The organism is Azospirillum sp. B2RO_4 (genome assembly GCF_051124815.1).
GTDB lineage: Bacteria > Pseudomonadota > Alphaproteobacteria > Azospirillales > Azospirillaceae > Azospirillum.
Genome location: NZ_CP118489.1, coordinates 163628 through 188361 on the forward strand (window position 1 = coordinate 163628; position 24734 = coordinate 188361).

At 68.4% G+C, this 24734-nt stretch carries 23 protein-coding genes and 2 tRNA genes; 14 read left to right on the forward strand and 11 right to left on the reverse strand.

Going from position 1 to position 24734, the window contains the following annotated elements:
- Positions 1 to 9: 9 nt before the first annotated feature.
- Positions 10 to 891, reverse strand: coding sequence for an RNA polymerase sigma factor RpoH (gene rpoH, locus PWS46_RS24315; RefSeq protein ID WP_434624182.1), 882 nt, complete (start codon positions 889 to 891; stop codon positions 10 to 12).
- A 236-nt stretch (positions 892 to 1127) separates the two neighbouring features.
- On the opposite strand from rpoH, the gene PWS46_RS24320 reads away from it, so the two are divergent.
- The 4 genes from PWS46_RS24320 to PWS46_RS24335 all read left to right on the forward strand — a co-directional run bounded on the left by PWS46_RS24320 (position 1128) and on the right by PWS46_RS24335 (position 6320).
- Positions 1128 to 1892, forward strand: coding sequence for an ABC transporter permease subunit (locus PWS46_RS24320; RefSeq protein ID WP_434624184.1), 765 nt, complete (start codon positions 1128 to 1130; stop codon positions 1890 to 1892).
- An 18-nt stretch (positions 1893 to 1910) separates the two neighbouring features.
- The gene (locus PWS46_RS24325; RefSeq protein ID WP_434624186.1) at positions 1911 to 2711 is read left to right on the forward strand and encodes an ABC transporter permease subunit; all 801 of its coding nucleotides are present in this window, start codon (positions 1911 to 1913) and stop codon (positions 2709 to 2711) included.
- Complete coding sequence (locus PWS46_RS24330) at positions 2708 to 4390, forward strand: ABC transporter ATP-binding protein (RefSeq protein WP_434624188.1); 1683 nt, start codon at positions 2708 to 2710, stop codon at positions 4388 to 4390. Before PWS46_RS24325 ends, PWS46_RS24330 begins: the two co-directional genes overlap by 4 nt.
- Positions 4391 to 4487: 97 nt before the next feature.
- Positions 4488 to 6320, forward strand: coding sequence for an ATP-binding protein (locus PWS46_RS24335; protein ID WP_434624190.1), 1833 nt, complete (start codon positions 4488 to 4490; stop codon positions 6318 to 6320).
- Between the two features lie 89 nt (positions 6321 to 6409).
- On the opposite strand, the gene PWS46_RS24340 is transcribed toward PWS46_RS24335, so the two are convergent.
- Positions 6410 to 7015 (reverse strand): cold-shock protein, encoded by a 606-nt coding sequence (locus tag PWS46_RS24340; protein ID WP_434624192.1) that lies wholly within the window; start codon positions 7013 to 7015, stop codon positions 6410 to 6412.
- A gap of 271 nt (positions 7016 to 7286) precedes the next feature.
- Positions 7287 to 7784, reverse strand: a complete 498-nt coding sequence (locus PWS46_RS24345; RefSeq protein WP_434624194.1) for a YchJ family protein — start codon at positions 7782 to 7784, stop codon at positions 7287 to 7289.
- Positions 7785 to 7972: 188 nt separating this feature from the next.
- Between PWS46_RS24345 and PWS46_RS24350 the strand changes: the two genes are divergently transcribed.
- The 4 genes from PWS46_RS24350 to lhpI all read left to right on the forward strand — a co-directional run bounded on the left by PWS46_RS24350 (position 7973) and on the right by lhpI (position 11225).
- Positions 7973 to 8638, forward strand: coding sequence for a ribonuclease HII (locus PWS46_RS24350; protein WP_434624196.1), 666 nt, complete (start codon positions 7973 to 7975; stop codon positions 8636 to 8638).
- 89 nt (positions 8639 to 8727) lie between these two features.
- Positions 8728 to 9810 carry a site-specific DNA-methyltransferase gene (locus PWS46_RS24355; protein WP_434624198.1) on the forward strand — a complete coding sequence of 361 codons (1083 nt, stop codon included), beginning with the start codon at positions 8728 to 8730 and terminating at the stop codon, positions 9808 to 9810.
- 88 nt (positions 9811 to 9898) lie between these two features.
- Positions 9899 to 10282 (forward strand): dihydroneopterin aldolase, encoded by a 384-nt coding sequence (locus PWS46_RS24360; RefSeq protein ID WP_014189570.1) that lies wholly within the window; start codon positions 9899 to 9901, stop codon positions 10280 to 10282.
- A gap of 37 nt (positions 10283 to 10319) precedes the next feature.
- On the forward strand, positions 10320 to 11225 hold the full coding sequence (gene lhpI, locus PWS46_RS24365; protein WP_434624200.1) for a bifunctional Delta(1)-pyrroline-2-carboxylate/Delta(1)-piperideine-2-carboxylate reductase: 906 nt from the start codon (positions 10320 to 10322) through the stop codon (positions 11223 to 11225).
- A gap of 24 nt (positions 11226 to 11249) precedes the next feature.
- Here lhpI and PWS46_RS24370 read toward each other — a convergent pair whose 3' ends face one another.
- The gene (locus tag PWS46_RS24370) at positions 11250 to 11828 is read right to left on the reverse strand and encodes a hypothetical protein (protein WP_434624202.1); all 579 of its coding nucleotides are present in this window, start codon (positions 11826 to 11828) and stop codon (positions 11250 to 11252) included.
- A gap of 218 nt (positions 11829 to 12046) precedes the next feature.
- On the opposite strand from PWS46_RS24370, the gene PWS46_RS24375 reads away from it, so the two are divergent.
- The 3 genes from PWS46_RS24375 (at position 12047) to PWS46_RS24385 (ending at position 13125) form a co-directional block, all read left to right on the forward strand.
- Positions 12047 to 12122 (forward strand) — tRNA-Asn (locus tag PWS46_RS24375).
- A 4-nt stretch (positions 12123 to 12126) separates the two neighbouring features.
- Positions 12127 to 12203: transfer RNA gene (locus PWS46_RS24380), tRNA-Asp, on the forward strand.
- A 175-nt stretch (positions 12204 to 12378) separates the two neighbouring features.
- Positions 12379 to 13125 (forward strand): glucose 1-dehydrogenase, encoded by a 747-nt coding sequence (locus PWS46_RS24385; RefSeq protein WP_085092175.1) that lies wholly within the window; start codon positions 12379 to 12381, stop codon positions 13123 to 13125.
- Between the two features lie 28 nt (positions 13126 to 13153).
- Here the strand turns inward: PWS46_RS24385 and PWS46_RS24390 are convergent, their stop codons facing one another.
- Together PWS46_RS24390 and PWS46_RS24395 are read right to left on the reverse strand one after the other, a co-directional pair.
- On the reverse strand, positions 13154 to 13723 hold the full coding sequence (locus PWS46_RS24390) for a DUF3306 domain-containing protein (RefSeq protein WP_434624205.1): 570 nt from the start codon (positions 13721 to 13723) through the stop codon (positions 13154 to 13156).
- Positions 13716 to 14282: a DUF3305 domain-containing protein gene (locus PWS46_RS24395; RefSeq protein WP_434624206.1), complete on the reverse strand. Its 567-nt coding sequence runs from the start codon at positions 14280 to 14282 to the stop codon at positions 13716 to 13718. Before PWS46_RS24395 ends, PWS46_RS24390 begins: the two co-directional genes overlap by 8 nt.
- A gap of 148 nt (positions 14283 to 14430) precedes the next feature.
- Here PWS46_RS24395 and PWS46_RS24400 point away from each other — a divergent pair, with 148 nt between their 5' ends.
- Positions 14431 to 14877: a hypothetical protein gene (locus PWS46_RS24400; RefSeq protein WP_434624208.1), complete on the forward strand. Its 447-nt coding sequence runs from the start codon at positions 14431 to 14433 to the stop codon at positions 14875 to 14877.
- 7 nt (positions 14878 to 14884) lie between these two features.
- Here PWS46_RS24400 and PWS46_RS24405 read toward each other — a convergent pair whose 3' ends face one another.
- Both PWS46_RS24405 and PWS46_RS24410 read right to left on the reverse strand, forming a co-directional pair.
- Positions 14885 to 15673, reverse strand: a complete 789-nt coding sequence (locus tag PWS46_RS24405) for a phytochelatin synthase family protein (protein WP_434624210.1) — start codon at positions 15671 to 15673, stop codon at positions 14885 to 14887.
- A 244-nt stretch (positions 15674 to 15917) separates the two neighbouring features.
- The gene (locus PWS46_RS24410; protein ID WP_434624212.1) at positions 15918 to 19070 is read right to left on the reverse strand and encodes a carbohydrate-binding domain-containing protein; all 3153 of its coding nucleotides are present in this window, start codon (positions 19068 to 19070) and stop codon (positions 15918 to 15920) included.
- A gap of 402 nt (positions 19071 to 19472) precedes the next feature.
- Here PWS46_RS24410 and PWS46_RS24415 point away from each other — a divergent pair, with 402 nt between their 5' ends.
- The gene (locus PWS46_RS24415; RefSeq protein ID WP_434624214.1) at positions 19473 to 20681 is read left to right on the forward strand and encodes an AI-2E family transporter; all 1209 of its coding nucleotides are present in this window, start codon (positions 19473 to 19475) and stop codon (positions 20679 to 20681) included.
- 107 nt (positions 20682 to 20788) lie between these two features.
- Here the strand turns inward: PWS46_RS24415 and PWS46_RS24420 are convergent, their stop codons facing one another.
- Positions 20789 to 21787 (reverse strand): class I SAM-dependent methyltransferase, encoded by a 999-nt coding sequence (locus tag PWS46_RS24420; RefSeq protein WP_434624216.1) that lies wholly within the window; start codon positions 21785 to 21787, stop codon positions 20789 to 20791.
- Between the two features lie 89 nt (positions 21788 to 21876).
- Positions 21877 to 22950 (reverse strand): 4-hydroxyphenylpyruvate dioxygenase, encoded by a 1074-nt coding sequence (gene hppD, locus PWS46_RS24425; protein WP_434624218.1) that lies wholly within the window; start codon positions 22948 to 22950, stop codon positions 21877 to 21879.
- A gap of 136 nt (positions 22951 to 23086) precedes the next feature.
- On the opposite strand from hppD, the gene PWS46_RS24430 reads away from it, so the two are divergent.
- On the forward strand, positions 23087 to 23563 hold the full coding sequence (locus tag PWS46_RS24430; protein ID WP_434624220.1) for an Lrp/AsnC family transcriptional regulator: 477 nt from the start codon (positions 23087 to 23089) through the stop codon (positions 23561 to 23563).
- 22 nt (positions 23564 to 23585) lie between these two features.
- Here the strand turns inward: PWS46_RS24430 and PWS46_RS24435 are convergent, their stop codons facing one another.
- Complete coding sequence (locus PWS46_RS24435) at positions 23586 to 24734, reverse strand: glycosyltransferase family 4 protein (protein ID WP_434624222.1); 1149 nt, start codon at positions 24732 to 24734, stop codon at positions 23586 to 23588.

The following is a 24734-nucleotide window of genomic DNA, read 5'->3' on the forward strand; positions in this document are numbered from 1 at the left end:
TGCCCCGGCTCAGGCCGCCATGGCGGCGGCCAGGACGCGGGTCTGGCGGGCGACCTTCTCGAAGGCCTTTTCCTCGATCTGGCGGATGCGCTCGCGGCTGACGCCATAGCGGACCGACAGGTCTTCCAGGGTCAGCGGGCTGTCGGACAGGCGGCGGCTGGTCAGGATGTCGCGCTCGCGGTCGTTCAGCACGCCCATCGCCTCGTGCAGCAGGGCGCTGCGCTGCCGGGCCTCGCCCCGCTCGACCAGCGACTCTTCCACCGACGGACGCTCGTCGGCCAGCAGGTCCTGCCATTCGCCGGAATCGCCGTCGGCGCTCATCGGCGCGTTCAGCGAGGCCACCGGCGCCGACAGGCGGCGGTTCATGGCGACCACGTCCTCTTCCGGCACCGACAGGTCGTTGGCGATGCTGGTGACGCTGTCGGGCTGCAGGTCGCCGCTGCCGTATTCGCCCAGCTTCCGCTTCAGGCGGCCCAGGCTGAAGAACAGCTTCTTCTGCGCGGCGGTGGTGCCGATCTTCACGAGGCTCCAGGACCGCAGGATGTAATCCTGGATCGAGGCCTTGATCCACCACATCGCGTAGGTGGACAGGCGGAAGCCGCGTTCGGGTTCGAATTTCTTGACGGCGGTCATCAGGCCGAGATTGCCCTCGGCGATCAGGTCGGACAGCGGCAGGCCGTAGCCGCGGTAACCGCCGGCGATCTTGACGACGAGACGGAGATGGCTGGTGACCAGCTTGTGCGCCGCATCGACGTCGCCATGCTCGGTCCAGGCCTTGGCCAGCATGTATTCGTCCTCGGCCGTCAGGACCGGGTAACGATGTGTGTCGTTGATGTAGCGGGACAGCGATTCGCCGGAATCGGGCGAACGGAGGGCGATGGCGGTGCTCATGTCACATCCTCGTGCAAAGCGATATGACGGATGCAGGACCCCCGGATGGCAGGCCCAGGCCTCTCCGGCGGAGCAGGCGTGGATATAGTACAAAATCGGTGCTGAAAGTCAAGCGTGGCGGTCGGGTTTAGCGAACGCGCCGGCCGGCGCTTATTCTGTTGCCCGGCGGGGGTGGGGCGCTTACGGTCGCATATCGTACCATATCAAAGCTTTCCTCCACCGCTCCCGTTGCCCAGATGCCGCGCCCCGTGATCCGCCGCCTGATCGATGCCGTGCCGACCGCCGTCCTGCCGATGGCGGCGGGGGTGGGACTGTCGGCGCTGGTGGCGCCGCAGCCGGATGCCGCCATGGCGTTGCTGCGCGGGCTGGCCGTCACGCTTCTGCTGACCCTGCCGTCGCTGGCGGTCGGCACCGCGTTGGGGACGCTGGCGGGTTCCTGGGCGGCGGTGGCGCCGCGGTCCGCCGGCGGGCTGGTCGGGCGGCTGCTGGCCGGGGCTGGGCCGCTGCTGCCGGGCTTCCTGCTGGCTGCGGTCGCGGCACTCGCGGTGCGGGCGGGGGCGTCGGCGCTGCCGCTGGCATTGACCGCCCTGTCGATTCCCGCCGCCTGTCAGGCTGCCCGGCTGGCGCGCCCGGCGATGGGCCTCGCCCTGGGCTCCGGGCCTGAGGGCGGGGCGGTGCGCATGGCGCGCGGGCTGGGGCTGGACGAGCGCACCGTGCTGCGCCACCACGCCCTGCCGCAGGCGGTCGCCCCGGTGATGGGCGGCCTGCGCGCCGCGGTGCTGGCGGCGATGGTCGGGGCGGTGGCTCTGGAAAGTCTGCTGGACCTGCCGGGGGCCGGGGTGCTGATGATCGATGCCGCCCGTGCCGGCTCGGCCGCCGGGGCGGTGCCGGCCCTGCTGGCGCTGGGCGGACTGACCGCATTGCTGAACGCGCTGGGCCTTGGGGTGCGCGACTGGATCGACCCGGCCAACCACAGCTCCACGCCCTATGAGGGGGCGTGACCGCCGCGAAGGACCCTGATGGCCGAATTCGACCAATCGCCGCTTTCCCACCCGGTGCCGCCGGAGCCGCCACGCGCCGGCTTCGCCCGCCAGCTGTCCGGTGCCGCCGTGCTTGCCGCCCTGGCGCTCGCCTGCGCCGCGGCGCCGCTGATGGCGGACGGCAGCGCGGTCCACCGGCTGGACGCCGATCCGGTCGCCGCAGCGCTGTTCGACGGGCGGGGCAGCCTGTCCTTCGCGCTGCTGGCCGCGGTGCTGGGCGGGGCGCTGGGCATCGGCTGGGCGCTGCTGGCCGGGGTTCTCGGCAATCTGGTCGGCAACCGGGTGGAGCGGCGCCTCATCGCCGCCGCCCACCGCATGGCCGGCTGGCCGCTCGCCCTGCTGGTTCCGCTGGCCGGCGGGCTGATGGGGAAGGTCTGGCTGCTGGCGCTGGTCACCGCCCTGACCGCCGCCCCGGCGGTCGCGGCGCTTGCCCATGCCGAGCTGTCGGCCCTGATGCGGGCGGAGTTCCTGACCGCCGCCCGCGCCGCCGGCCTGCCGGAGGGAGAGGTGCTGCGCCGGCACCTGATCCCCAACCTGACGCGCCCGCTGCTGGCTGCCGGAACGCTGGCCCTGCCGCGCGTGCTGGCGGCGGAGAGTTTCGCCAGCCTGCTCGGTCTCGGCCTGCCGCCCGCGTTGGGCAGCTGGGGCGCCTCGGTCGGGCTGGCGGCGCGGCTGGGCGATCCGGTGGCCTTCGCCCCGCCGGCCCTTCTGCTGGCGCTCGCCCTCTGGGCCGCCTGCGCCATCGCCGACGGAATGGCGGCCGGAAACCGGAAGTCATGAACCACATCTCCGCAAAGCCCGCGCCGGTGGAGACCGAGGCGCTGACCCTGATGCTGGGCGACCGCGTCCTGCTCGACCGCGCGAACCTGCGGGTGGAGCGGGGGGAGGTGCTGGCGCTCACCGGCGGGGCCGGCAGCGGCAAGACCGCCTTGCTGGCGGCGCTCGCCGGCAAGCCTCCGGCGGGGGTCGACGTGGCCGGCGGCATCCGCGTCGACGGGCATCTGCTGATCGCCCAGGGCGGCCGGCTGGCGCCGCGCCGGCCGCTGGCCCTGCAGGTGGCGGAGGTCGTCGGCCACCATCTCGGTCTGGATCTGCGCTCTGCGCTGCGCCGGACGGCCGACGGGCTGGACCGCATGGGCGTGCCCGCCGCCGCCCGCCGCTTCGACCTGCCGCCGGAACAGCTGCCGGATTCCCTGCGCTGGGCCTGCCTGTTCGCCATGGCGGTGGCCGTGGGTCCGGCGGTGCTGCTGGCTGACGCGCCGGCCACCGGGCTGGATCCGACGGTGCGGCTGCGGCTGCTCCACCGGCTGGCCGACTGGGCGCGGGCCGACGGGGTGGCGCTGATCCTCGCCGGCCGGCCGGAGGACGGGGTGGCCGGTCCCGCCGACCATGTGCTTGCGCTCCGCCGCGGCCGTCTGCTGCCGCCGAGGACTCCGCGTACTGCCCCGCTGGCGCCGCTGGAGCCGCCGGGCACCGCCCGCCTGCATGCCCGCGGCGTCGGCATGTCCTATCCTCTTTCCCCCGGTCCCAAGGGGGAGCCGCGGACGCTGGCCGTCCTGCATGGCGTCGACCTGGATCTGCGGACGGGGGAGACGCTGGCCCTGCTGGGCGAGACCGGCAGCGCCAAGGCGACGCTCGCCCGCGCGCTGCTCTGCCTGCCGCCGCCGACGGCGGGGGCGGTGGTGTGGATGGGACGCGACCTGATGGCCGCCTCGGCGCCATCGGCGGCAGGCGAGGACCCCGACAACAGCGGGCTGCGCCGCGCCCGCCGCGACCTGCAGCCGCTGTTCCCCGACCCGGCCGCGTCCTTCGACCCGGCCATGACCATCGGCGCCCAGTTCGACCTCGCGCTGGAGAGTCTCCGCCCCGACATCGCCGCCGACCGCCGCGACCACCGCATCGACGAGGCGCTGGAGGAGGCCGGTCTGCGTCCCGAGGCGGCGTTGCGCTGGCCATCGGCGCTGACGGTGGCGGAGGCCGCCCATGCCGGCCTCGCCCGCGCCATCCTGCCGGAGCCGCGGGTGCTGATCGCCGACGAACCGGCCGCCAGCCTGTCGGCGGAGGAGCGCGACAGCTTCCTCGACACGCTGATGGCGGTGCGCGACCGCCGCGGCCTGTCGCTGGTGCTGGCGACCGACCGCTATGACGAGGGGCTGCGCGACGCCCATCGCGGCATCGTGATGCTGGCCGGCCGGGTGGTGGAGAGCGCCGACGCCGAGACCCTGCGCACCGCGCCGCTGCATCCCTACAGCCGCGCAATGCTGGCGGCAGCCCAAGGCGAGCGCCCGGCGCTGGAGGGCGATGCGCCGTCCGCCTTCGGCCAACCGACCGGCTGCCCGCTGCGCCGCCGCTGCCCCCTGGCGCGGGAATTCTGCGCCCAGGCGGTCCCGGCGCTGGAGGAGGTGGCGCCCGGCCATCATGTCGCCTGCCATTACTGGGACACGCCGGCGGACGAATGAACGGCGGGGCCTCAACGGCTGGCTGTTTTCATGCCATCGTGCTACCTTTCCAGGACGTGACAGATCCCTGTCCGGAACGCCTGCCGCCGGGGAGCCGATGCCGTCCCTGTCCGCCACGAAGCCCGCCCTGCCGGATCTGACTCTGCTGACCGGCCTTGCCACGCCGTTGTGGCTGGTGCGGGCGGAGGATGGCCGCGTGGTCTGGCTGAACCGGGCGGCCCGCAGGCTGCTCGACCCTGAGTCCGTGGGCGGAACTCTGTGCCTGTCGCCTGCCGGACCAGCGCCGGCGCCGGCCACCGAACGCGCGGTGACCATCCGCGGCACCGGCGGTGAAGCGCTGGCGCTGACCGTCCGCATCGGCCCCGTTCCGGGGTGCGATCTCGTGCTGGTGGAGGCGCCGGCCGATCTTGCCGCCCGGCAGGAGGTGGCGCGGCTGAACGAACAGCTTGTCGCCCTGTCCTACGCCTATCCCGACCTGCGGTTCGAGTTGCGGCGCGACGGCAGCATCCTGGACTTCGCCGCCGGCAGCCCCGCCGACCTCGGCATCCCGACACAGCGCTTCCTGAACGGCCGCATCCAGGAGGTCCTGCCCGAGGCCGCCGCCGGACCGCTGATGGCGGCGCTGGAACGGGTGGCGGTGGGCGCTACCACCGTGAGCGTCGACATCCGCCTGCCCGTCGACAGGGCAACCGGCGGCGAAACCGGCGGAGAGGGCGACGCTGTGTTCGAGGCCCGGCTGGTCGCCCTTTCCGACGACGGCGACCGCATCCTCTGCATCCTGCGCAACATCACCGGCCGGGCCCGGGCGGAGCAACGGGCGGAGCGGGCGCACCGTCTGCTGCTGGATGCGATCGACAGCATCGGCGAGGGCTTCGTTCTCTATGATGCCGACGACCGGCTGGTGCTGTTCAACCGGCGCTACCGCGACCTGAAGATCTCCGATCCCGATCTGGCGCGGCCGGGCACGCCGTTCGAGACACTGCTGCGTGACGGGATGCGGCGCGGCCTCTACCTGATTCCGCCGGAACAGGCGCAGGAGTGGATGGCCAAGCGGCTGGACCTGCATCGCCATGGCGGCCCGCCGATGGAGGTGCAACTGGCCGACGGCCGCTGGCTGCGGATCGAGGAGCGGCGGACCTCCGACGGCGGGACCGTCGGCCTGCGCACCGACATCACCGACCTGAAGGCGCGGGCGTTGGAGCTGGCCGCCGCCAACCGCCGCAAGTCCGACTATGTCCACCACCTGAGCCACGAGCTGCGCACGCCGCTGACCGCGGTGATGGGCTTTGCCGAAATCCTGCGCGACCAGCTGCTGGGACCGCCGGGCAGCCCGCGCTACGGCGAGGCGGCGGCGCAGATCGTCGCGGCCGGCGACTATATGCTGGAGCTGATCAACAACCTGCTCGACCTCGCCCGCATCGAGGCCGGGCGGCTGGAGCTGCATGAGGAGGATTGCCCGCCCGCCCTGATCGTCGACGCCACCCTGTCGATGATGGCGGCGCGGGCCGATCAGGCGGGTGTGACACTCTCCGCCAGCCTGCCGGCCGACCTGCCGGTGCTGTGGGCCGATCCGTCGCTGGTCCGGCAGATGCTGACCAACCTCGTCGGCAACGCCCTGAAGTTCACCGATCCCGGCGGCCATGTGACGGTGTCGGCGGAGCGCGACGCGGCCGGCGGCCTGAACCTGGCGGTCGCCGACGACGGCCGCGGCATGCCGCCGGAGCGCATCCCGCAGGCGCTGACCGCCTTCGCCCAAATCCATGACCCGACCCGCGACCGCATGACGGCGACGCAGCACGGCTCCGGCCTCGGCCTGCCGCTGACCGCCGCGCTGGTGGAGCTGCATGGCGGCGGAATCGCCGTAGACAGCGCGCCGGGGCGCGGCACCATTGTGCGGCTGCGCTTCCCGCCGGAGCGGGTGATGGGGTAGGCGCCCACACACCCAAGAAAATGCCCAAGAAAAAACCCCCGCTCCGGGTGGAGCGGGGGTTTTCTCACATCACAACGACCGATGAGAGATCAGGCCATCTCGATGCGCTGAGCCTCGGGACCCTTGGCGCCCTGGCGGATGGTGACGCGGACCTGCGCACCGTCGTCCAGACCGCTGATGCCCGACCGCTCCAGCGCACGGATGTGCACGAAGATGTCCTTGCCGCCGGTGGACGGGGCGATGAAGCCGAAGCCCTTCGACACGTTGAACCACTTCACCGTGCCGTCGACGGTCTCGCCGCCGTCCGAATCGCCGTAGTTGTCGTAACCGCCGCGGCTGCCGCCGTAGCTGTTGCCGCCGCCGTAGCCGCCGTCGTTGCCCCAGCTGTCACGCTCGCGCGGGGCGCGCGACGGACGGCTCGGAGCGGCGGTCGAGGTGTCGACCGCGTGGATGGTGGCGACCTGCGGGCCCTTCGGGCCGCGCGACAGGTCGCAGGTGATGGTGGCGCCTTCGGGCAGGCTGTCGTGTCCGCAGAACTGCAGAACCGTGGAGTGCAGGAAAGCGTCGGGCGACCCATCGTCGGGGGTGACGAAGCCGAAGCCCTTGGTTGCGTTGAACCACTTGACGGTGGCGCGGATGTCGCGCTGGGTGATCTCAGGAGCGCGGAAGGAGGAGCGCTGCGGACGGTCGAACATCAGTTATCGTCTCATCTGTCGTGTTAAACCCCATCCCGGCAAGAACCAAAGAAGGGAGACCCGGAACAGGGCCAGCGAAGGATGATCGGTTCCGACCCATAATTCAATCGTCATTGCGCGATTCGACCCTGCGCGCACAACAAAAACACCGCCACCGCCCATTGGGTGGGCGGGGCGGGGCGATTTCGCCGAAAATGTGCAGGTGCAGCGTGACGATTCAGCCGCGACTCAGGGCTTAACCGTCAGGGGCCCAACCGTCAGGCGTGCAGGCTCAGGCGCCGTGGCACTTCTTGTACTTCTTGCCGCTGCCGCAGGGGCAGGGGTCGTTGCGGCCGACCTTGGGGCCGCTGCGCGGGCGGGCGCCCAGCTGGCCGTCCACATAGTACCAGCGGCCGTCCTGGTGGGTGAAACGGCTGGTCTCGTGGTGGGTCATCGGCTTGCCGTTCATGCTGAACCGGGCGACGAACTCCACGATCCCGTCGCTGTCGCCGGGCTGGCCGGCCTCGGTCGAGCGGATCTCCACGCCGGTCCACACGCTGTTGTTGGCCCAGGTCTCGATCTCTTCACGGTTGAAGTCGTCGCGGGTGCTGGGCAGCAGCGTGTCGTGCAGATAGTCGATGTTGCCGGTGGCGAAGGCCGAATAGCGCGAGCGCATCAGCGCCTCGGCCGTCGGAGCGGGCATGCCGGCCAGATAAGGTCCGCAGCAGGCGTCCAGCGGCTTGCCGGAACGGCAGGGGCATTCGGCGGCGGTCTGGGTGGTGTCGGTCATGGCCTGCTTCTCGGGTGATGGCGTGGCGGGTGATCGCGTGGTCCGGCTGATCGGGGCGCATCCATAGCGCAGCCGCGCTCCGCTTCTCAAGAGCTTGCTTGAGGCAAATCGGCGCGGCCTTGCGCCCGGACTCCGCCGCCGCTATCAAGCGGCCCCATCCCGTCCCCCATCCGGAAGGCCGTTCGCCGATGCCTGCCAAAGCGCCCCGCAAAGCAGCCGCCCCCCGGCAGCGGCCCGACCTGTCGCTGGAGGCGGGCTTCGGGCCCGGCCGCCGCGTCTGCGGCATCGACGAGGTCGGACGCGGCCCGCTCTGCGGCCCGGTGGTCGCCGCCGCCGTGGTCTTGGCCCCCGAAGGGCTGCCGCCGGAGATCGCCGCCCAGATCGACGACAGCAAGGCGGTCAACCGCCGCCTGCGCGAGGAGATCGAGCCGGCGATCCGGGCGCACGCACTCGCCTTCGCCATCGCCGAGGCGTCGGCCGCCGAGATCGACGAGCTGAACATCCACAAGGCGACGCTGCTGGCGATGAAACGGGCCTATCTGGCGCTGCCCGGCGCTCCGCCCGACGCGGCGCTGGTCGACGGAAAATTCACCCCCGACATCCCGTGCGAACGGGTGGCGGTGGTCAAGGGCGACAGCCGCAGCCAGTCCATCGCCGCCGCCTCTATTCTCGCCAAAGTGGCGCGCGACAGCGAGATGTTGCGGTTGTCGGTACTGTATCCACACTATGGATGGGACCGAAACGCCGGCTATCCGACGCCCGAGCATCTGGATGCGCTGACCCGCCATGGTGTCACGCCGCATCACCGAGTCAGTTTTGCACCAGTGAAACGCCAAAAGGCACTAAGCGGCTGACCCGCCGTCACTTGGCAAAGAAAGCTGTTGACGGCGACTCGGCCGCGACTCATTGTCCGGCCGAGTCCCAGTTCTTTGCCGGTCGTAAAATGCTCCCTGAAAACCGTATCCTGGTCGGCGATTGCATCGCTCTCATGAACGATCTGCCGCCCGCTTCGGTCGATCTCGTCTTCGCCGATCCGCCCTACAACTTGCAGTTGGGTGGCGAATTGCTGCGGCCGAACCACACCCGCGTCGCCGGGGTGGATGACGAATGGGACAAGTTCGACGATTTCGAAGCCTATGACCGCTTCACCCAGGACTGGATGACGGCCGCCCGCCGCATCCTGAAGCCGGAAGGCTCGCTGTGGGTGATCGGCAGCTATCACAACATCTTCCGCGTCGGCGCCACGCTGCAGAATCTGGGCTTCTGGATTCTGAACGACATCGTCTGGCGCAAGACCAACCCGATGCCGAACTTCCGCGGCACCCGCTTCGCCAACGCCCACGAGACGATGATCTGGGCGGCCCGCGACAAGGACGCGCGCTATCGCTTCAATTACGAGGCGATGAAGAACCTCAACGAGGATCTTCAGATGCGCAGCGACTGGCTGCTGCCGATCTGCAGCGGCGGCGAAAGGCTGCGCGACGAGGAGGGCAAGAAGACCCACCCGACGCAGAAGCCGGAATCGCTGCTGTACCGGGTGATCCTGTCCTCCTCCCGTCCGGGCGACGTGGTGCTGGATCCCTTCTTCGGCACCGGCACCACCGGCGCGGTCGCCAAGCGGCTCGGCCGCAAATGGATCGGGCTGGAGCGCGACGACACCTATGTCAAGGCGGCCCAGGCCCGCATCGACGCGGTGGAGGAGGCGCCGGAGGCTGCCATCCTCGACACCCCGCCCAAGCGCAGCGCGCCGCGCATCCCCTTCGGCTGGGTGGTGGAACGCGGGCTGCTGCGCCCCGGCTCGACCCTGTTCGACCATCGCCGCCGCGTCGCCGCCCGCGTGCGCGCCGACGGCACGCTGATCGGCACCGGCCCGCGCGGCGACCATCGCGGTTCCATCCATCAGGTCGGCGCGGCGATGGCCGGTCTGCCCGCCTGCAACGGCTGGACCTTCTGGCACTATGAGGAGGGCGAGGATCTGCGCCCGATCGACGTGCTGCGCGAGCGCATCCGCTCGGAGATGCACTGAGTCCGCCCCTGACCTGTCCGTCCGGCATAGGGATTGGCGGGGACGGCGGCTTGGCAGCAGTGGCGCCGCCGTGTTAGGGCTGTCGCCCATGAACAAGCTCTTCGCCACCGTCACCGCCCCGGTGCCGCGTTCGGCCCCGGCGGCGCTGTCCACCCGTTGCTTCGTCCGCGATCTGGTGATGGACGCGCTGATCGGCGTCTATGCCCATGAACGGGCAAAGCCCCAGCGCATCCGCCTGAACCTCGACCTCGAGGTGATCGCCCCCGGCGTCACCGGCGAGGATATGGCGACCATCGTCAAGGGTGTGGTCACCCAGGGCCATGTCACGCTGGTGGAGACGCTGGCCGAACGCATCGCCGAGCGCTGCCTCGCCGACGCGCGGGTGACGATGGCCAAGGTGCGGGTGGAGAAGCTGGACGTCTTCCCCGACGCCGCCAGCGTCGGCGTGGAGATCGAGCGCGCCCGCGCCTGACCCATTTCCCACTCGACAGAAGAGGAAGCCGCTCCCCGTGTCCTTGCTCGCCGTTCTCACCGCCGAACAGACCGCCGCCCGTCTTCCTTTCCCCGCTCTGTGCGACGCGGTGGCCGCCGCCGCCCGCGACTATACCGCCGGCCGCATCACCAGCCCGGAACGGCAGGTGCTGCCGCTGCCCGACGGCGGCGTGCTGCTGTCGATGCCGGCCACGGCGGCGGACATCGCCATCCACAAGCTGGTCAACGTCAATCCCGGCAACGGCGCCAAGGGCTTGCCGACCATCCATGGCGTGGTCAGCGCCTTCGACGCCCTGACCGGCGCGCCGCAGGTGATCCTGGATGGTCCCACCGTCACCGCGCGCCGCACCGCCGCCGTGTCGATGCTGGCGATCCGGACGCTGGCACCGGCGCCACGCCATGTCGCGCTGCTCGGCGCCGGTACCCAGTCGTCCGGCCATGTGGCGGCGCTGGCAGCGCTCTATCCCGGCATCCGCATCGACATCCACAGCCGCAGCCTGGACAGCGCCAAGGCGTTCTGCGCCAGGCAGGACGGGCAGGGGGTGGAGTTGCGGCCGATGAGCGGCGCGGTCGATCCGGCGGCCGAGGTGGTGATCGCGCTGACCACCAGCCTGTCGCCGATCTATGACGAGACTCCGCGCCCCGACCGCCTGCTGGTCGGTGTCGGCGCCTTCAAGCCGGAAATGGCGGAGTTCGGCCCGACCGTCGTCCATGGCAGCGAGCTGTTCGTCGACGATCCCGCCGGTGCCCGCCACGAGGCCGGCGACTTCATCCAGGCCGGAGTGGAGTGGGGCACCGTCAAGTCGCTGGTCGATGCGCTGGACGGCGGCGCCACGCCGGGCCGCCCGCGCCTGTTCAAGAGCGTCGGCTGCGCCGCGTGGGATTTGGCGGCGGCGCGCTGCGCGCTGGGGCAGGGCGCCTGACCGCGCCCCTCACCGCCCCCATCATCACCGACGCAGCGGCACCGCCCGCTTGACCAGCCGGCGGTCCATGTCGGCACTCGCCACCGTCGGTTCGCCCAGGCTGCGCATGACGAAGGCGAAGGTGTCCATCACCCGGTCCAGCACGATCTCGTTGTCGTCCGGGCGGCGGCTGACCGACACCACGGCATAGCCGGCGGCGCGGGCCACCGCCGGTTCGCCGCGCAGGCCGCGCACGCCCCAGCCGGCCAGCGCCTCCTTGCAGCGGAACAGCTCGGCGGCGAAGCCGCCGGCCGACTGGGTGCGGCCGACCACATAGGCGGCGGCGACCGCCAGCGGCGCCAGCAGCCCGTCCCAGTCCAGGCAATCCTCCCGACCGACCCACACCCCGCCGACCGAGCAGGCGGCGGCGCCGATGGCCTCGCCCAGCCCGGCGCGGAAGGCACGCAGCGACTCCACCGCCTCGGCCGCCGGCATCGGCTCCACCCGGCGTCCCTCCGGCATCAGCATCAGCCGGCCCGCCCATTCCGACGAGGGCGGCAGCTGTTCGGTCAGGCGCGCGAGCAGCGCCTCGCGGGCGGCGGCGAAGGGAACGACCTCGGACATCGGGGCCTGCGGCAATGGTGTGGAGGGGAGGGCGAGAAGAAGCCCGAGAAACCCGGAATTGTCAAGAGCAAGCCTGTGGGGCGGCAACCCAGGGCTGCGTCCGGCCGGCAATGTCACAGACCGGCAGCGCATAACCGGTCCTTCCCGGAAAAAATGCGCCGCTTTGCGTTTTTCCGCTTGCCAGGATTCGTCATCGGCCATATAAGGCGGGCCTCCGTTCCCGGTTAGCTCAGTTGGTAGAGCAGCGGACTGTTAATCCGCTTGTCGCTGGTTCGAGTCCAGCACCGGGAGCCATCGCGCGGGTGTAGCTCAGTTGGTTAGAGCGCCGGCCTGTCACGCCGGAGGCCGCGGGTTCAAGTCCCGTCACTCGCGCCATTCTCTCCTATATCTCCTCAATTCGATGTAGCGGATGATGGCGACTGCCCCACCGGGCGGCTTCGCGCTATCATGCGTTCTTCGCCGCGTTCACGATGCGGCCGATGGCGCCGGTTCCCTGTTGTACGGAGTCCGCGCGCCGAACGGCCGCGCAACAGCCGGGGAGGAACCGCTCATGCGTTTGTCTGACAAGGTCGCCGTCGTCACCGGTGGGGGATCGGGCTTCGGCGAGGGCATCGCCCGCCGCTTCGCCGCCGAAGGGGCCCGCGTCATCGTCGCCGACCTGGACGAGGCGGCCGCCGGCCGCGTCGCCGACAGCCTGGGCGAGACGGCGCTTGCCGTCCGCGCCGACGTCGCGGTGGGAGAGGATTACGAGGCCATCGTCTCGGCCGCGCTCGGCGAATTCGGCCGGCTCGACATCCTGGTCAACAATGCCGGCTACACCCACCGCTACGGCTCGATGCTGGACGTGGACGAGGCCACCTTCGACCGCATCTATGCCGTCAACGTGAAGTCGATCTATCACAGCGCCATCCACGCCGTGCCGGTGTTCCGCGCCCAGGGCGGCGGCGTGATCCTGAACATCGCCTCGACCGCCGGGCTGCGGCCCCGGCCGAACCTGACCTGGTACAACGGCTCCAAGGGCGCGGTCATCACCCTGACCAAGTCGATGGCGGCGGAGCTGGCCGCCGACAATGTCCGCGTCTGCGCCATCGCGCCCGTGGCGGGCGAGACCGGCATGCTCCACCGCTTCATGGGCCAGGACACGCCGGAACGCCGCGAACAGTTCCGCAGCAGCATCCCGCTCGGCCGCCTGTCGACACCGGGCGACATCGCCAACGCGGCGCTCTATCTGTGCTCCGACGAGGGGAACTTCCTGACCGGCGTGTGCCTGGAGGTGGATGGCGGGCGGTGTATTTGAGCGCTCCTTGGGGAAGTTAGACCCCCACCTAACCTCCCCCGCTGGGCGGGGGAGGGACTGCCGCCACTTCTTCGGACAAGCACTTGTCTCCTCCCCCGCCCAGCGGGGGAGGGTCGGGGTGGGGGCAAGTGGCTCCGTCAGCCTGCATTTCTGCCACCACCACCACCTCCTCAACCACCTCCTCCTCCCGCTTCTCATCCGGCAGCACGGCGTCCAGCAGGCGGGCGATGTCGTCGGTCGGCAGCAAGGCGCCATAGCCCGGCGCGTTGTAATCCCAATCATACTCGGCGAAGCCGCGGAATCCGGCGATGACCGGATCGCTCGCCCAGGCCTTGCGCAGGGCCTGACGGCGCAGCTCCGCCGGCACGTCGGGGCGGAGGAAGCCGGTGTAGTCGCTGGCGGAATCCAGACTGTCCAGCGAGGGCAGCTCCGGCGCCTCGTCCTCGACACCCCCGGCCCCGACCCCGGCCGCTTCCGCCGGCAGCATGGCGGGCTCCTCCGGCACCACCGGCTCGACTGCCGGCGCCTCGCGCCGCGCCTCGCGTTTCAGCCGCGACCAGCGGCCGAGGAAGCCGCTCTCCTCCTCCCGCTCAGTCATGCCGCGCCTCCCCGGTGCGGCGGCGAAGCGCCAGGGCCTCCGGGTCGGCGCGGTCGCGCTTGCGCTTGTGGAAGGGGCGTTCGACGAAGTGTCGGGCGACGAAGCCGTCCATCCACAGCACCAGCGGGATCGGCAGCGGCAGCGCCTCGATCACGTCGTCGCCGGCTTCGGCATGGGTGTCGATCTCGCCGGGGTCGGCGGTGACGGCCAGCAGCCGGATCCCGGGCGCCGGGCCGCCCGGCCGCAGGATGACGTAGGCGCTGGGGCTGCCGCCGTCGAGGTTGTGCTTGTAGTTCTCGGCCTCGGTCGGGAACAGGGCGATCTCGGCGGTGCCGGCGTAATGGCGGGTCCAGTCCGGCCCTTCGGCCAGCACGCTCCAGTCCGGCAGGGTTGGGTCGGCCGGGACCAGCATCACCGGCTGCCAGCGCGCTTCGATCCAGGGATTGTCGACGCGTCGCCGCTCCACCACCACGCCGACGCTGCGCCGCTCGGCGCGGTCGGGCGGCGAGGCCGGGGCTGCGGCGATGGAGGTGGGGGAAGACGGGAACTCGCTGGGCATTGTCGGTGTTCCTGATGGGCCGGGACCGGAGAGCCGAAGCTGCACTCCGTCCCCTGTACAACGCGCCAAAGGTTGATTGGTGCCGCCGCACGCCATGCTCCGACGGATGCGCCCGACGATCTCCCAAAGGCCAAAGGAAGGATGCGCCATGCGCAAGATTGCCGCCGCCCTGCTTCTGTCGGGGTTCTTGTCCGGCCTGCCCCTGCTCTGTGCCACCGCACAGCAGGCGGATCAGCAACAGCCGCCGCCGCAATCCCAATCGGGGCAGGCCCAAACCGGAAAGAACACAGCGGCCCCGTTGGACTCGGGATCGAAGGAATCCGCCGGCGATGCGCTCGCACGCGATCCAGAGGTTCAGAAGAGTCAGCCCCCGCAACCGACACCGCAGGGCACCCGGCCGCCCAGCGCGGCCAATTCCCCCGCCACCGAGGGCAGCGACCTTCAGCAGGCGCTCGCCGCCGTGCGCAAGGCGCCGCCCGACCTGAACGGCAACCCGGTGCCGCGCCCCAACCAGTGGGCGAGCGAACCCGATCAGCCCAACGAGCCGACGCGGTCGCAGAACCCGTCGGACCTGACCAGCCAGGAAGTGAAGTAGACGGAGGTCAGCCGGACACCCGGCGGCTGCGGACGCGGATCAGGCCGCTGCCCTCCGGGTCCGCACGATCCGGCTTCAACATGGCGTCCAGCAGGCGGGCGTCGCTGGTCCAATAGGGCACGTACCATGTCCGGTCGGGGTCCATCACCAGCGCGCGCTTCGTCGCGGCGTCATAGGCGCCCAGCGGCGCGACGTGGCCGACGCCGACATCGCCGGTCAGCGTACCCTGGTCGAAGGCCAGCAGGATGATGTCGTCGGCGCTGCGCTCGTTCCCGGCCAGGATGCGGCGCAACTCGGCCAGCGTGGCGGGAGAGGCATCGCGCGGGCGCCAGACCTCCACCTCTGCGTCGATGTTGTAGGCGGCGAGGCTGCGGCGGACATAGTCGATCAGCTCGCCGAACGAGACGCCTTCGCCGTCGTCGGCAGTGGCGGCGCGCCAGTGGTCGTCGTCGAGCCGGTCGAGCAGTTGCCTGCCCGTCACCAGCCGTTCCGAGGCCAAGGCGGGCAGCCCGCGCAGCGCGTTCAGCATCATGGTCACGCTGGCCAGCGAGCAGGAGGCGCCGGTCGTCTGCGGCACGTAATAGGGGCTGAGCGCCCAATAGTCCGGCGCTGCGGCGGTGCGGACATACTCGCTGGACCGGGTGATCGGCACCGCGTCAGGGCCGAACTTCGGCTTCAGCTCCTCCAGCGCCCAGGCGGGCGTTGCTATGGGCGTTGCCGTGCAGGCGGTCCACAGCAGAAGGCCGCTTCCCAGGATTCTCGCCAAAGCCCCTGCGGTCCACGTCGCTTGCGTCATCGGATAACGGTCTCGGCCCGTCTGGTCGGAAAAAGGTATGCGCCCCGGTCCGCCGCCTGGGCGCGGCCTGCATATGGTGCGCTGCGGTGCGGGAGCCAAGCAGCGGAAAGTCCGAAGCGGGTTCCTCCAAAATGCAGAGGGGCGGAGCCCGCGCCGTCCGATCATCGAACGAAACAGGCTCCGCCCATGGAAAAGGTCGGCACATCGGAGGCGTACCCCCGATGCGCTTATCCGGAGTGTGCGGTCAGACGCCGTCCCAGAAATGCTCCAGACCGACATGGGCGACGCCGTCGGCGCCCATCTTCGCCCAGGCGAGGTCATGGATGCCCATGGCGAAGGCCGGCGAGGACGCCTGCAGCGAATAGTCGCCCCAATAGGCGTTGGTGAACATCGGCTTGCCGATCACGTCGTGGTCGCCGTATTTCGGCACGTTGTAGACGAGGTTGTTGTCGATGACGAAGTCGTTGGCGCTCAGCAGCTCGGTATAGTCGTCGAGCGGCAGGGTGCCCATGACCACGTTCTTGGTGATCGTGTTGTTGTGCGGATCGCCGGCGGTGCCGTGCACCGGCTGCCATTCGATGCGGATGAAATCTTCCTTGTTGTTGGCGATGACCGCGAAGTTGTTGGTCACCACGTTGTTGTCGCCGCCATGGATCTGCACCGAGGCCCAGTCGGCGTCCTTGATGAAGTTGTCCTTGACGGTGATGCCGCCGGCCATGTCGTCCAGATAGATGCCGAAACCCTTCTGGCCGTACATCCAGGCGTCCTGCGCGCTGGTGGCAAGACCGTTGGCGTGCTCGATCCAGTTGCCCTGGATGACCATGCCGGTGTTGGCGCTGGACCGTCCCAGGATCTCGATGGCGCCGTCGTCGGCGGTCTCCAGCCCGGTGTAGGAGATGTGGTTGTACTGGATGATGTTGTTGTGGTTCACCGTGTTGGTGGTGCCGCCGTAATCCTTGAACGAGATGCCGTAGCGCGCGCTGTGGTCGATGTCGTTGTTGGAGATCAGGTTGTTGTCCACCCCGGTGCCGATGATGCCGGCCACCGCCTTGCGCACTTCGCCGATGTTGCTGATCGTGTTGGCATAGATGCTGTTGCCGTTGCTGCGGCCATCCATCTCGATGCCGTTCTCGGCCATGTGGTTCAGCGTGTTGTGGGCGATCTGGTTGTTGGACGAGCCGGCGGTCAGCTTGATCGCCGTGCCGACGTTCAGGAAGCTGTTGTCGCTGATGTGGTTGCCGTCGGCATTGTTCAGCAGCAGGGCATCGCCGCCGGTGGTGGTGTTCTTGAAGGTCAGCCCGTCGATGGTCACGTCGCTGGCGCCGTTCAGCTTGACCAGCGTGCCCAGGCGCGGCACCTCGACCCCGGTGGAGACGAAGCCGGAGCTGGCCGCCTTGTAGAGAAGCTTGCCGTCCGTGTTGCGCCACGCGAACTCGCCGGCCTGATCGACGTAGGACGCGTTGTTCAGCAGCTTGTAGGTGGTGCCTTCGGCAAACGGCAGGGAGGCGCCGTTCTTCAGCTTGATGGTGTGGGTGGAGGCGTTGTAGCTGGAAATGCCGGTCAGCGTGTCGCCCAGCCGCTCGGCGTCCATCACCTGGATCAGCGTGTTCGGCTGGAGGTCGGCGCTGGTCACGTCGGAGCCGTGGGAGCGGATGTACCAGCCGCTCGGGCCGCCTGAGGCCGCATCGGCGAACTTCCAGCCGCTGGTGACGTCGGCGGCGTCATAGGCGAACTTCTCGGCCAGATGCTGGCGGACGTCGCCGACGATCAGGTCGAGGTTGCTGGCGCTGGCCAGCTTGGCCGAATAGAGGCCGTTGCCCTCGCTGGTGAAGCTCTTCACCACCTCGCCGCCGCTCAGGACCGGCTTCTCGCCTGGATAGTTCTGGAAGCTGTGGCCGTTGTCGAGCGAGGTCAGCTCCAGCGTCTTGGTCAGGTGATAGGTGCCCTCGCGGACATAGGTGGTGTCGATGGTCGAGCTGGCCCGCATGGCGGCCTGGGCCTTCTCCAGGCTGGCGAAGGGGCCGTCGGTGCCGTCGGCGTTCGGGGCCGCCAGCTTGCCGGACCACGTATCCTTGCCGTTGGCGGCGACGTAGAAGGCCGGCTTGGTCGGGGCGGTCGGAACCGGGGTCTGGTTGATCGGCGCGTCGCCGAACAGGTCGGCGCCGGCCTTGACGTTCAGGGCGCCGCCCCAATACAGGCCTTCCTGGCCCTTGACCACGTCCTTGCCGTCGACGGCACCCTTGTCATAGGTGACGATGCTGTCGGTGGCGGCGACGGTGTGGCCGTTGATGGCGACCGACTTGACGAACAGGTTGCGGTCGACCCCGTTCACGGTGGAATCGTTGTCGTACCAGACCTGGACGGTGTGCGCCTTGGTCGGGTCGATGTTGGCGGTGAACTTGTAGGCGGAGGTGGTGGCGGCGGCCTTGGCGTCGCCGATCACCTGACCGTCGACCAGCAGCTTGAAATGCGCCGCCTGTCCGCCGGCCGAGGTGCCGTAGGCGTTGACGACGATGTCGACCGCCTTGGTCGGGGTCGGCGGCGGCGGCGGAACATAGGCGCCGCCGAAATATTGCTCCGGCACGCCGAAGCTCAGCGCACCGCCCCAATAGAGGGCCTCCTGGCCGGCGACGACATATTTGCCGTCCACCGGGCCCTTGTCGTAGGAAGCCATGTCGGAGGTCGAGGAAATGGTCTGGCCGTCGATGTTGATCGACTTGACGAACAGGTTGCGGTCGACGCCGTTCACGGTGGCATCGTTGTCGTACCAGACCTGGATCTTGTGGGCCTCGTTCGGGTCGACCTTGGCGGTGAAGGTGTAGTCGGTGGCCGAGGTGGCGTTGACCCAGGCGTCACCCACCACCTGATCGTCGACCAGCAGCTTGAAGTGCGGGGCCTGCCCGCCGGCGCTGATGCCATAGGCCTTGACCTTGATGGTCGTGGTCATGCTGGCCGCGGTCTCCGCGTCCGGGGAGGTGGCGGCGGACGAGAACATCGTGGCGGGCAGCGGCACGTTCAGCGCGCCCGGCCAGTACATCTCCGTCTGTCCGCCGATGACGTTCAGGCCGTCGATCTTGCCGGTGTCGTATTTGACCGACGGGTCGATCGACAGGATGGTCTGGTCGTTCACCTCGAACGACTTGACGAACAGGTTGCGGTCCACGCCGTTAACCGTGTCGTCGTTGTCATAGACCAGCTGCAGCGCGTGCGCCTTGTCGGCCGGCACGTTGGCGGTGAAGACGTAACGCGACTGGGTGGCGGAGGAGACGGTGGCCTCGCCGATGCGGGTACCGTCCAGAAGCAGTTGAAAATGCGGCCATTTTCCGCCGGCCGCCGTGCCCCAGGCATTGACCGCGAAGGTGACCTGGATCGTGCCGTCGGTGTTGGTGGTAGCCATTTTGGAACTCCGCTTTATGGGTATCGCCTCGTTCCGCAGGCTCGTCCGTTAGCCTTAATCGCGTACTAACACTTATGGTTAGGAAATTATGAATGAGGGGGTTTCCCGTGGCAGAACTGAGACAAAAATGGGATATCGCCGATCGGGCATGATTTAGCCAAAAATGAAACTTTGACGATGCGATGAAGGATTGGGCATGCATCCGGCAGTTTTTTCCCACTCGACTTGAGCTTGGCCGTTCCGGCTAACGGGAGATGCTGCGAAACAAGCTCAAATGTCGAAATTTTGCGATGCTTCGACTTGGCATTTTCACTGCTGATCGGCGAAAGCGCTTGCCGGGCGAATGACGGGGCGAATGGAACCGAACGGCCCCGCGCCGCGTCTAGAACGTGCATCCCGACGATGCGGAGCGAAGCGGCGGAGGCGGCGGGCGTGGACGGCGGAACCGATGGCGGGCGGTGGGATGATGGCCGGGAACCGGGACGAGGAAGGGGTGGGGCACGCGTCGACCGCGTCAACCTCGCCCTCTGGCTGCTGGGCGTGCTGGCCGCGGCGGCCTCTCTGTGGGTGCTGCAGGCGGCGGCGTCCATCCTGATCCCGCTGGTGTCCGCCTTCTTCGTCGCGATCGCGGTGGCCCCGGTCGGCCGGTGGGTGCGCGGGCGGGTGCCGCGGCGCCTGTCCTGGCTCGGGCTGACCGCGTCGATGCTGCTGATCCTGGTCATCCTCGCCGCCTTCTTCGGGTCCATGGCCCTGGTGGCGCAGCGGGTGGCGGAGGATTTCCCGCAATATGCCGAAGCGCTGGGCAAGCTGTGGGCGAAAGCGAACCACTGGATCCAGGGCGCCAAGGCCGACCTGACGGCGGCGCAAGGCGGCCAGGGAGCCGGACCTGGGGCTGGACAAGGGGCAGGGCAGGGTGGCGCGGTACCGGTCGACCCGATCACCGGCTTCGCCAAGACCGCCCTGTCGTCTGCCGGACAGACGGTCTCGACCCTGGTGCTGACCGTCTTCCTGTCGCTGCTGATGCAGTTGGAGGCGCCGGTCTGGCGCGAGAAGATCGTCATGACCCTGGGCCGCGAGCGCTGCCGCATGGCGGTGGAGGCGGTGACCGCCATCGCCCAACAGTTCCGCCGCTATCTGGTGGTCAGCAGCGTGCTGGGGCTGATCACCGGCGCGCTCTATATCGGCTGGCTGTCGCTGTTCGGCGTGGATCTGGTTCTGCTGTGGGGCTTCCTGGCCTTCCTGCTGAACTATGTGCCGGTGGTGGGGTCGGTGGTGGCCGGCGCGCTGCCCGTGCTGCTGGTCGTGGCGACGCAGGATGCCGGCACCGCGATGGCCGTCGCCGCCGGCCTGCTGGTGATCGAGCAGGTGATGGGCAACTTCGTGGCCCCGCACATGCAGGGCAAGCAGCTGGCCATCTCGCCGCTGGTGGTGATGATCGCGCTTCTGCTGTGGAGCTGGCTGTGGGGAGCGGCCGGCGCGCTGCTGGCGGCGCCGATGGCGGTGCTGATCGCCATCACCCTGAACCACGCCGACGCCCTGCGGCCCTTTGCCATCTTCATGAGCGACAAGAGCGACCGCGAACGCTTCGACGCCCATACGCATCCGGAGTGACGGCGTCGGAGTGAAAGGCGAACCGCCATGTTGCGGCGCACAAAAGACACATAACTATAATTATGAAAAATACGTGCGGCTCGGAACCGGTGGCCCAGCCAAACGCCTCACCATTCGTCTTTGACTTTGCGTGCGCAGAATACCAGTTCGTCTCCGTCGAGTGGGCCGATCTGCGTCATGATCGGTTCTGCGGGAAGTGTCATTTCCGAGATCGGCGAAGAAGCGATACTCCGCGGAGAAGCAGAGAAGCTTCGATCAAGGAAAAGCGGATCGATGAAATTCGGATGAACTTCTCCCCAAAGAGAACTCCACGTGTCGCTTGCCGCTCTGTGTTCAAAGCTCCCGTTGGGGGTGAAGCTTAAAAACAATCCTCCCGCTTTCAGCAACTTGTTGGCGTAATGAAATACCTTCGATGGAGATGGCACATGCTCCAGAACATGAGATGAAAAAAAGCAGTCGTATTGGCCAACATTCCCGGCCTGCGTCACAAACTCATCCATGTCGTCAACAGTTGTAATTCTCAGATTTTCCCTGGCAAAGGCGCTTCTGTTGCGATCGATTTCAAATGATGTTACAGAGTAACCGCTTTCCTTGATCTGCCAGCTTCCATAACCCCACGAACATCCATAATCGAAGATCATGCTCTCTTTGGACGGCAATATCTTTAGAATGATATCTACGATATGCGCATAGCTTTTTTCCGTTCCAGCGAATTTTAAATCCACCAACTCTCTTAAACGGTCGGGATCCGGCAGCTCCGTGGTGAATCCTTGACTGTATGAGGTCTCGTAGAATGACTGGTTGTTTGCAGGGTCATCGGTCGGCGTCCGAAACAGCATTGCGCACGACCCGCACCGGCGAAGTTGGGTCACAAAATACTTTCTTTCTATCAGCGAATTTTCCGCGCATCCGCAATTTGGGCAAAGATAACGCTCAGGTCTGGTCTGTGCGCCAAGGCAGCGAAACAGATAGGAAAGGCGCCCCATAACTCTCCCTTCCGTTGCTGAAAATAAATTTTTGCATCCAATCGGAATGCCTCCCGTATACTGCCAAAGCACAGGGCGGGAAAGACTTAACGACTTTGGTGGCGAGTTGCTGGCAAGCAACCCTTTTGGACCCGGTCGGAAAATACGAACGCCGCCCGGCCTTGCGACCGGACGGCGTTGAGTATCTGTCTGCAAAAGCGCCTGAAGGATCAGGCGGCGTTCTCGCTCAGCACACCGCGGCGGATCTGGTCGAGTTCGATGGATTCGAACAGAGCCTTGAAGTTGCCCTCGCCAAAGCCCTCGTTGCCGATGCGCTGGATGATCTCGAAGAAGATCGGGCCGATGACGTTCTGGGTGAAGATCTGCAGGAGCAGGCCCTGGCCCTCCGTCGGGGCGCCGTCGAGCAGGATGCGGTTGGCCTGCAGGCGCTTCAGGTCCTGGCCATGGCCGGGGACGCGGGCATCGACGCGCTCGTAATAGGTGTCGGGCGTGTCCTGGAACGGCGTGCCCATGCCGCGCATCGTCTCCACCGTGTGGACGATGTCGTTGGTGCCGAGCGCCACGTGCTGGATGCCCTCGCCCTTGTAGTCGCGCAGATACTCGACGATCTGCGACTTGTTGTCGGCGGACTCGTTGATCGGGATGCGGATCTTGCCGCAGGGGCTGGTCATCGCCTTCGAGCGCAGGCCGGTCAGCTTGCCCTCGATGTCGAAATAGCGGATCTCGCGGAAGCCGAACAGGCGGGTGTAGAAATCGGCCCACTCCTCCATGCGCCCGGTGTGGACATTGTGGGTCAGGTGGTCGATGTAGGTCAGGCCGGCGCCCTCGGGATGCTGGTCCACCCCCGGCAGCGGCACGAAATCGACCTCGTAGATGCTGCCGCGCTCGCCATAGCGGTCGACGAGGTAGATCAGCGAATCGCCGATGCCCTTGATGGCGGGGATGTTCAGCTCCATCGCGCCCACGCGGTTCTCGACACCCCAGGCGCCGAGATCGACGGCCCGGCGGTAGGCGAAGGCGGCGTCGGCGACGCGGAAGGCGATGGCGCAGATCGACGGCCCGTGCTGGGCGGCGAAGTTGCGCGGGAAGCCCGACGGCTCGGCATTGACGATGAAGTTCACGTCGCCCTGGCGGTAGAGCGTGACGTCCTTCGACCGGTGGCGGGCGATGGCGGTGAAGCCCAGCTGCTCGAACAGGCGGCCCAGCGCCACCGTGTCCGGCGCGGTGAATTCGATGAACTCGAATCCATCGGTCTTCATCGGGTTTTCCCACATGTCGGCCATGATCGCCTCTCCCTTGGTTCGTTCTGCGATCAGTATGCCGGACAGTCCGTGGAAATAGCTTTCAAAGTGAGGCGGGTACACCTATGATTTTGGCAGGATTTCCCGTCCTGCCCTTCCTTACCGGGGAATTTTGCCGTTGCCCGCCGCTCTATCGGAAATCGACATCAAAATTCTGGTCGCCCTGCAGGAGGATTCCCGCCTGACCGTGCAGGAGTTGGCCGACCGCGTCGGCACCTCGCCGTCGTCCTGCTGGCGCCGTCTGAAGTCGCTGGAGGAGACCGGGGTGATCCGCCGCTACACCGCGCTGGTCGATCCCAAGGCGGCGTCGGTCGGCGAGTGTGTTTTCGCCCATGTAACGCTGGACCGCCATTCGGCCGAGACCGCCGCCGTCTTCATCGACGCGGTGCGCAAGCGGCCGGAAGTGCTGGAATGCTATGCGGTATCGGGGGATGCGGACTATCTGCTGCGGGTCGCCGTGCGGGCCATCGCCGATTACAACCGCTTCCTGGAGGAGTTCGTCTTCCAGCTGCCTTTCCAGGTGCGCATCCGCTCCAACTTCGCCCTGAAGGAAATCAAGTTCGAGACGGCACTGCCGCTGGGGAATGGGGCGTAGCGCCCCGTCCTGCCTTCCTCCCCTACCCTGCCACGCGGCGCTTGGCCTGCACGGCCGCCGCGGCGGCAGCCGGATGCGGGCCGGCGATGCGGTCGAGCAGCAGGTCCAGGCCGGTGCGGCTGGTCTCGTAGGCCACCCGGGCACGGGTCAGCGTCTGAGCCGAGGCGGCGGCGAGCGCCTCACGGTCGTCGGCCCAGGCCGCCAGGATCGGCAGGGCCGCCTTCACGAAGTCGGCGTTCTGCGGCACCAGCCCGTCGGCCGGAATGTCGGAGCCGATGCAGCCGCGCTCATAGGCCAGCACCGGCACGCCGGCGGCCATCGCCTCGAACAGCACCAGCGGCTGCGCCTCGTTGCGGTACTGGGTGGGGAAGACGAAGACGTCGATGTCGCGATAGAAGGCCTCCTTGGCCTCGCCATGCACCGGGCCATGATACTCCACCGCCCCGTCGAAGGCCATCAGCCCGGCGGCGATCATCGCGTTGTCCCTCGGCTTCAGCCCCGGCCCGGCCAGCACCAGCTTGGCGTCCACCCCCTCCAGCTGCAGGGCGCGCAGCAGGGCGAACAGCGTGTCCAGCCCCTTCTCGCCGCACAGGTTCGACAGGTGGCCGATGCGCAGGGGGCCGTCGCGCCGGGGGCGCGGGGTCGCGCCGGGCGTGGAGAAGATGGCGTTCGACATGGTCATGCAGGTGCGCGCCGCCGGATAGATCGACTGGAAGCGCATCTGCATCGCCGGGCACAGCAGCACATGGGTGCAGTCGGCGCCCGCCACCCGGGTCAGCAGCCGCATCCGCCAGGTAGGCTTGGCTATGGTGGCGAAGGAGTGATGGTGCAGCACCTGCTCGTAGCCGAACAGCCGCGCGGTCCCGGCGAGCGCGGCGGTATAGAGCGTGCCCCAGCCCGAGTCCACCGGCATGTAGAAACGGCGGTCGGGCTTGCGCAACCCGGCGGCGAGCCGGCCCATGGTGCCGAACACCCGCGTCATCTTGCGCAGATGGTAGGCGACGCCGCCGCCGTTCCAGCCGGGCGACAGGTCGGCGACCTCCACGCGGCCGCGCCCCCGCATGCGGTCCTGCAGACGCTCCAGCACCAGGGCCGTCACCCGGCTCATCCCATCCACCGGAGGCGGCAGGCGCCCGGAGACGACCACGTGGGTGCGCGCGTTCCGTTCCAT

Excerpts from the sequence above, each read along its gene's own strand:
- PWS46_RS24350 (WP_434624196.1), top strand. The coding sequence starts at position 7,973 with ATGCCTGCCAAAGCGCCCCGCAAAGCAGCCGCCCCCCGGCAGCGGCCC.
- PWS46_RS24405 (WP_434624210.1), bottom strand. The coding sequence starts at position 15,673 with ATGACGCAAGCGACGTGGACCGCAGGGGCTTTGGCGAGAATCCTGGGA.
- PWS46_RS24355 (WP_434624198.1), top strand. The coding sequence starts at position 8,728 with ATGCTCCCTGAAAACCGTATCCTGGTCGGCGATTGCATCGCTCTCATG.
- PWS46_RS24385 (WP_085092175.1), top strand. The coding sequence starts at position 12,379 with ATGCGTTTGTCTGACAAGGTCGCCGTCGTCACCGGTGGGGGATCGGGC.
- PWS46_RS24335 (WP_434624190.1), top strand. The coding sequence starts at position 4,488 with ATGCCGTCCCTGTCCGCCACGAAGCCCGCCCTGCCGGATCTGACTCTG.
- PWS46_RS24395 (WP_434624206.1), bottom strand. The coding sequence starts at position 14,282 with ATGCCCAGCGAGTTCCCGTCTTCCCCCACCTCCATCGCCGCAGCCCCG.
- PWS46_RS24410 (WP_434624212.1), bottom strand. The coding sequence starts at position 19,070 with ATGGCTACCACCAACACCGACGGCACGATCCAGGTCACCTTCGCGGTC.
- PWS46_RS24415 (WP_434624214.1), top strand. The coding sequence starts at position 19,473 with ATGCGGAGCGAAGCGGCGGAGGCGGCGGGCGTGGACGGCGGAACCGAT.
- PWS46_RS24345 (WP_434624194.1), bottom strand. The coding sequence starts at position 7,784 with ATGACCGACACCACCCAGACCGCCGCCGAATGCCCCTGCCGTTCCGGC.
- PWS46_RS24330 (WP_434624188.1), top strand. The coding sequence starts at position 2,708 with ATGAACCACATCTCCGCAAAGCCCGCGCCGGTGGAGACCGAGGCGCTG.
- PWS46_RS24340 (WP_434624192.1), bottom strand. The coding sequence starts at position 7,015 with ATGTTCGACCGTCCGCAGCGCTCCTCCTTCCGCGCTCCTGAGATCACC.
- PWS46_RS24390 (WP_434624205.1), bottom strand. The coding sequence starts at position 13,723 with ATGACTGAGCGGGAGGAGGAGAGCGGCTTCCTCGGCCGCTGGTCGCGG.
- PWS46_RS24320 (WP_434624184.1), top strand. The coding sequence starts at position 1,128 with ATGCCGCGCCCCGTGATCCGCCGCCTGATCGATGCCGTGCCGACCGCC.
- hppD (WP_434624218.1), bottom strand. The coding sequence starts at position 22,950 with ATGGCCGACATGTGGGAAAACCCGATGAAGACCGATGGATTCGAGTTC.
- PWS46_RS24360 (WP_014189570.1), top strand. The coding sequence starts at position 9,899 with ATGAACAAGCTCTTCGCCACCGTCACCGCCCCGGTGCCGCGTTCGGCC.
- PWS46_RS24370 (WP_434624202.1), bottom strand. The coding sequence starts at position 11,828 with ATGTCCGAGGTCGTTCCCTTCGCCGCCGCCCGCGAGGCGCTGCTCGCG.
- rpoH (WP_434624182.1), bottom strand. The coding sequence starts at position 891 with ATGAGCACCGCCATCGCCCTCCGTTCGCCCGATTCCGGCGAATCGCTG.
- PWS46_RS24325 (WP_434624186.1), top strand. The coding sequence starts at position 1,911 with ATGGCCGAATTCGACCAATCGCCGCTTTCCCACCCGGTGCCGCCGGAG.
- PWS46_RS24400 (WP_434624208.1), top strand. The coding sequence starts at position 14,431 with ATGCGCAAGATTGCCGCCGCCCTGCTTCTGTCGGGGTTCTTGTCCGGC.
- PWS46_RS24435 (WP_434624222.1), bottom strand. The coding sequence starts at position 24,734 with ATGGAACGGAACGCGCGCACCCACGTGGTCGTCTCCGGGCGCCTGCCG.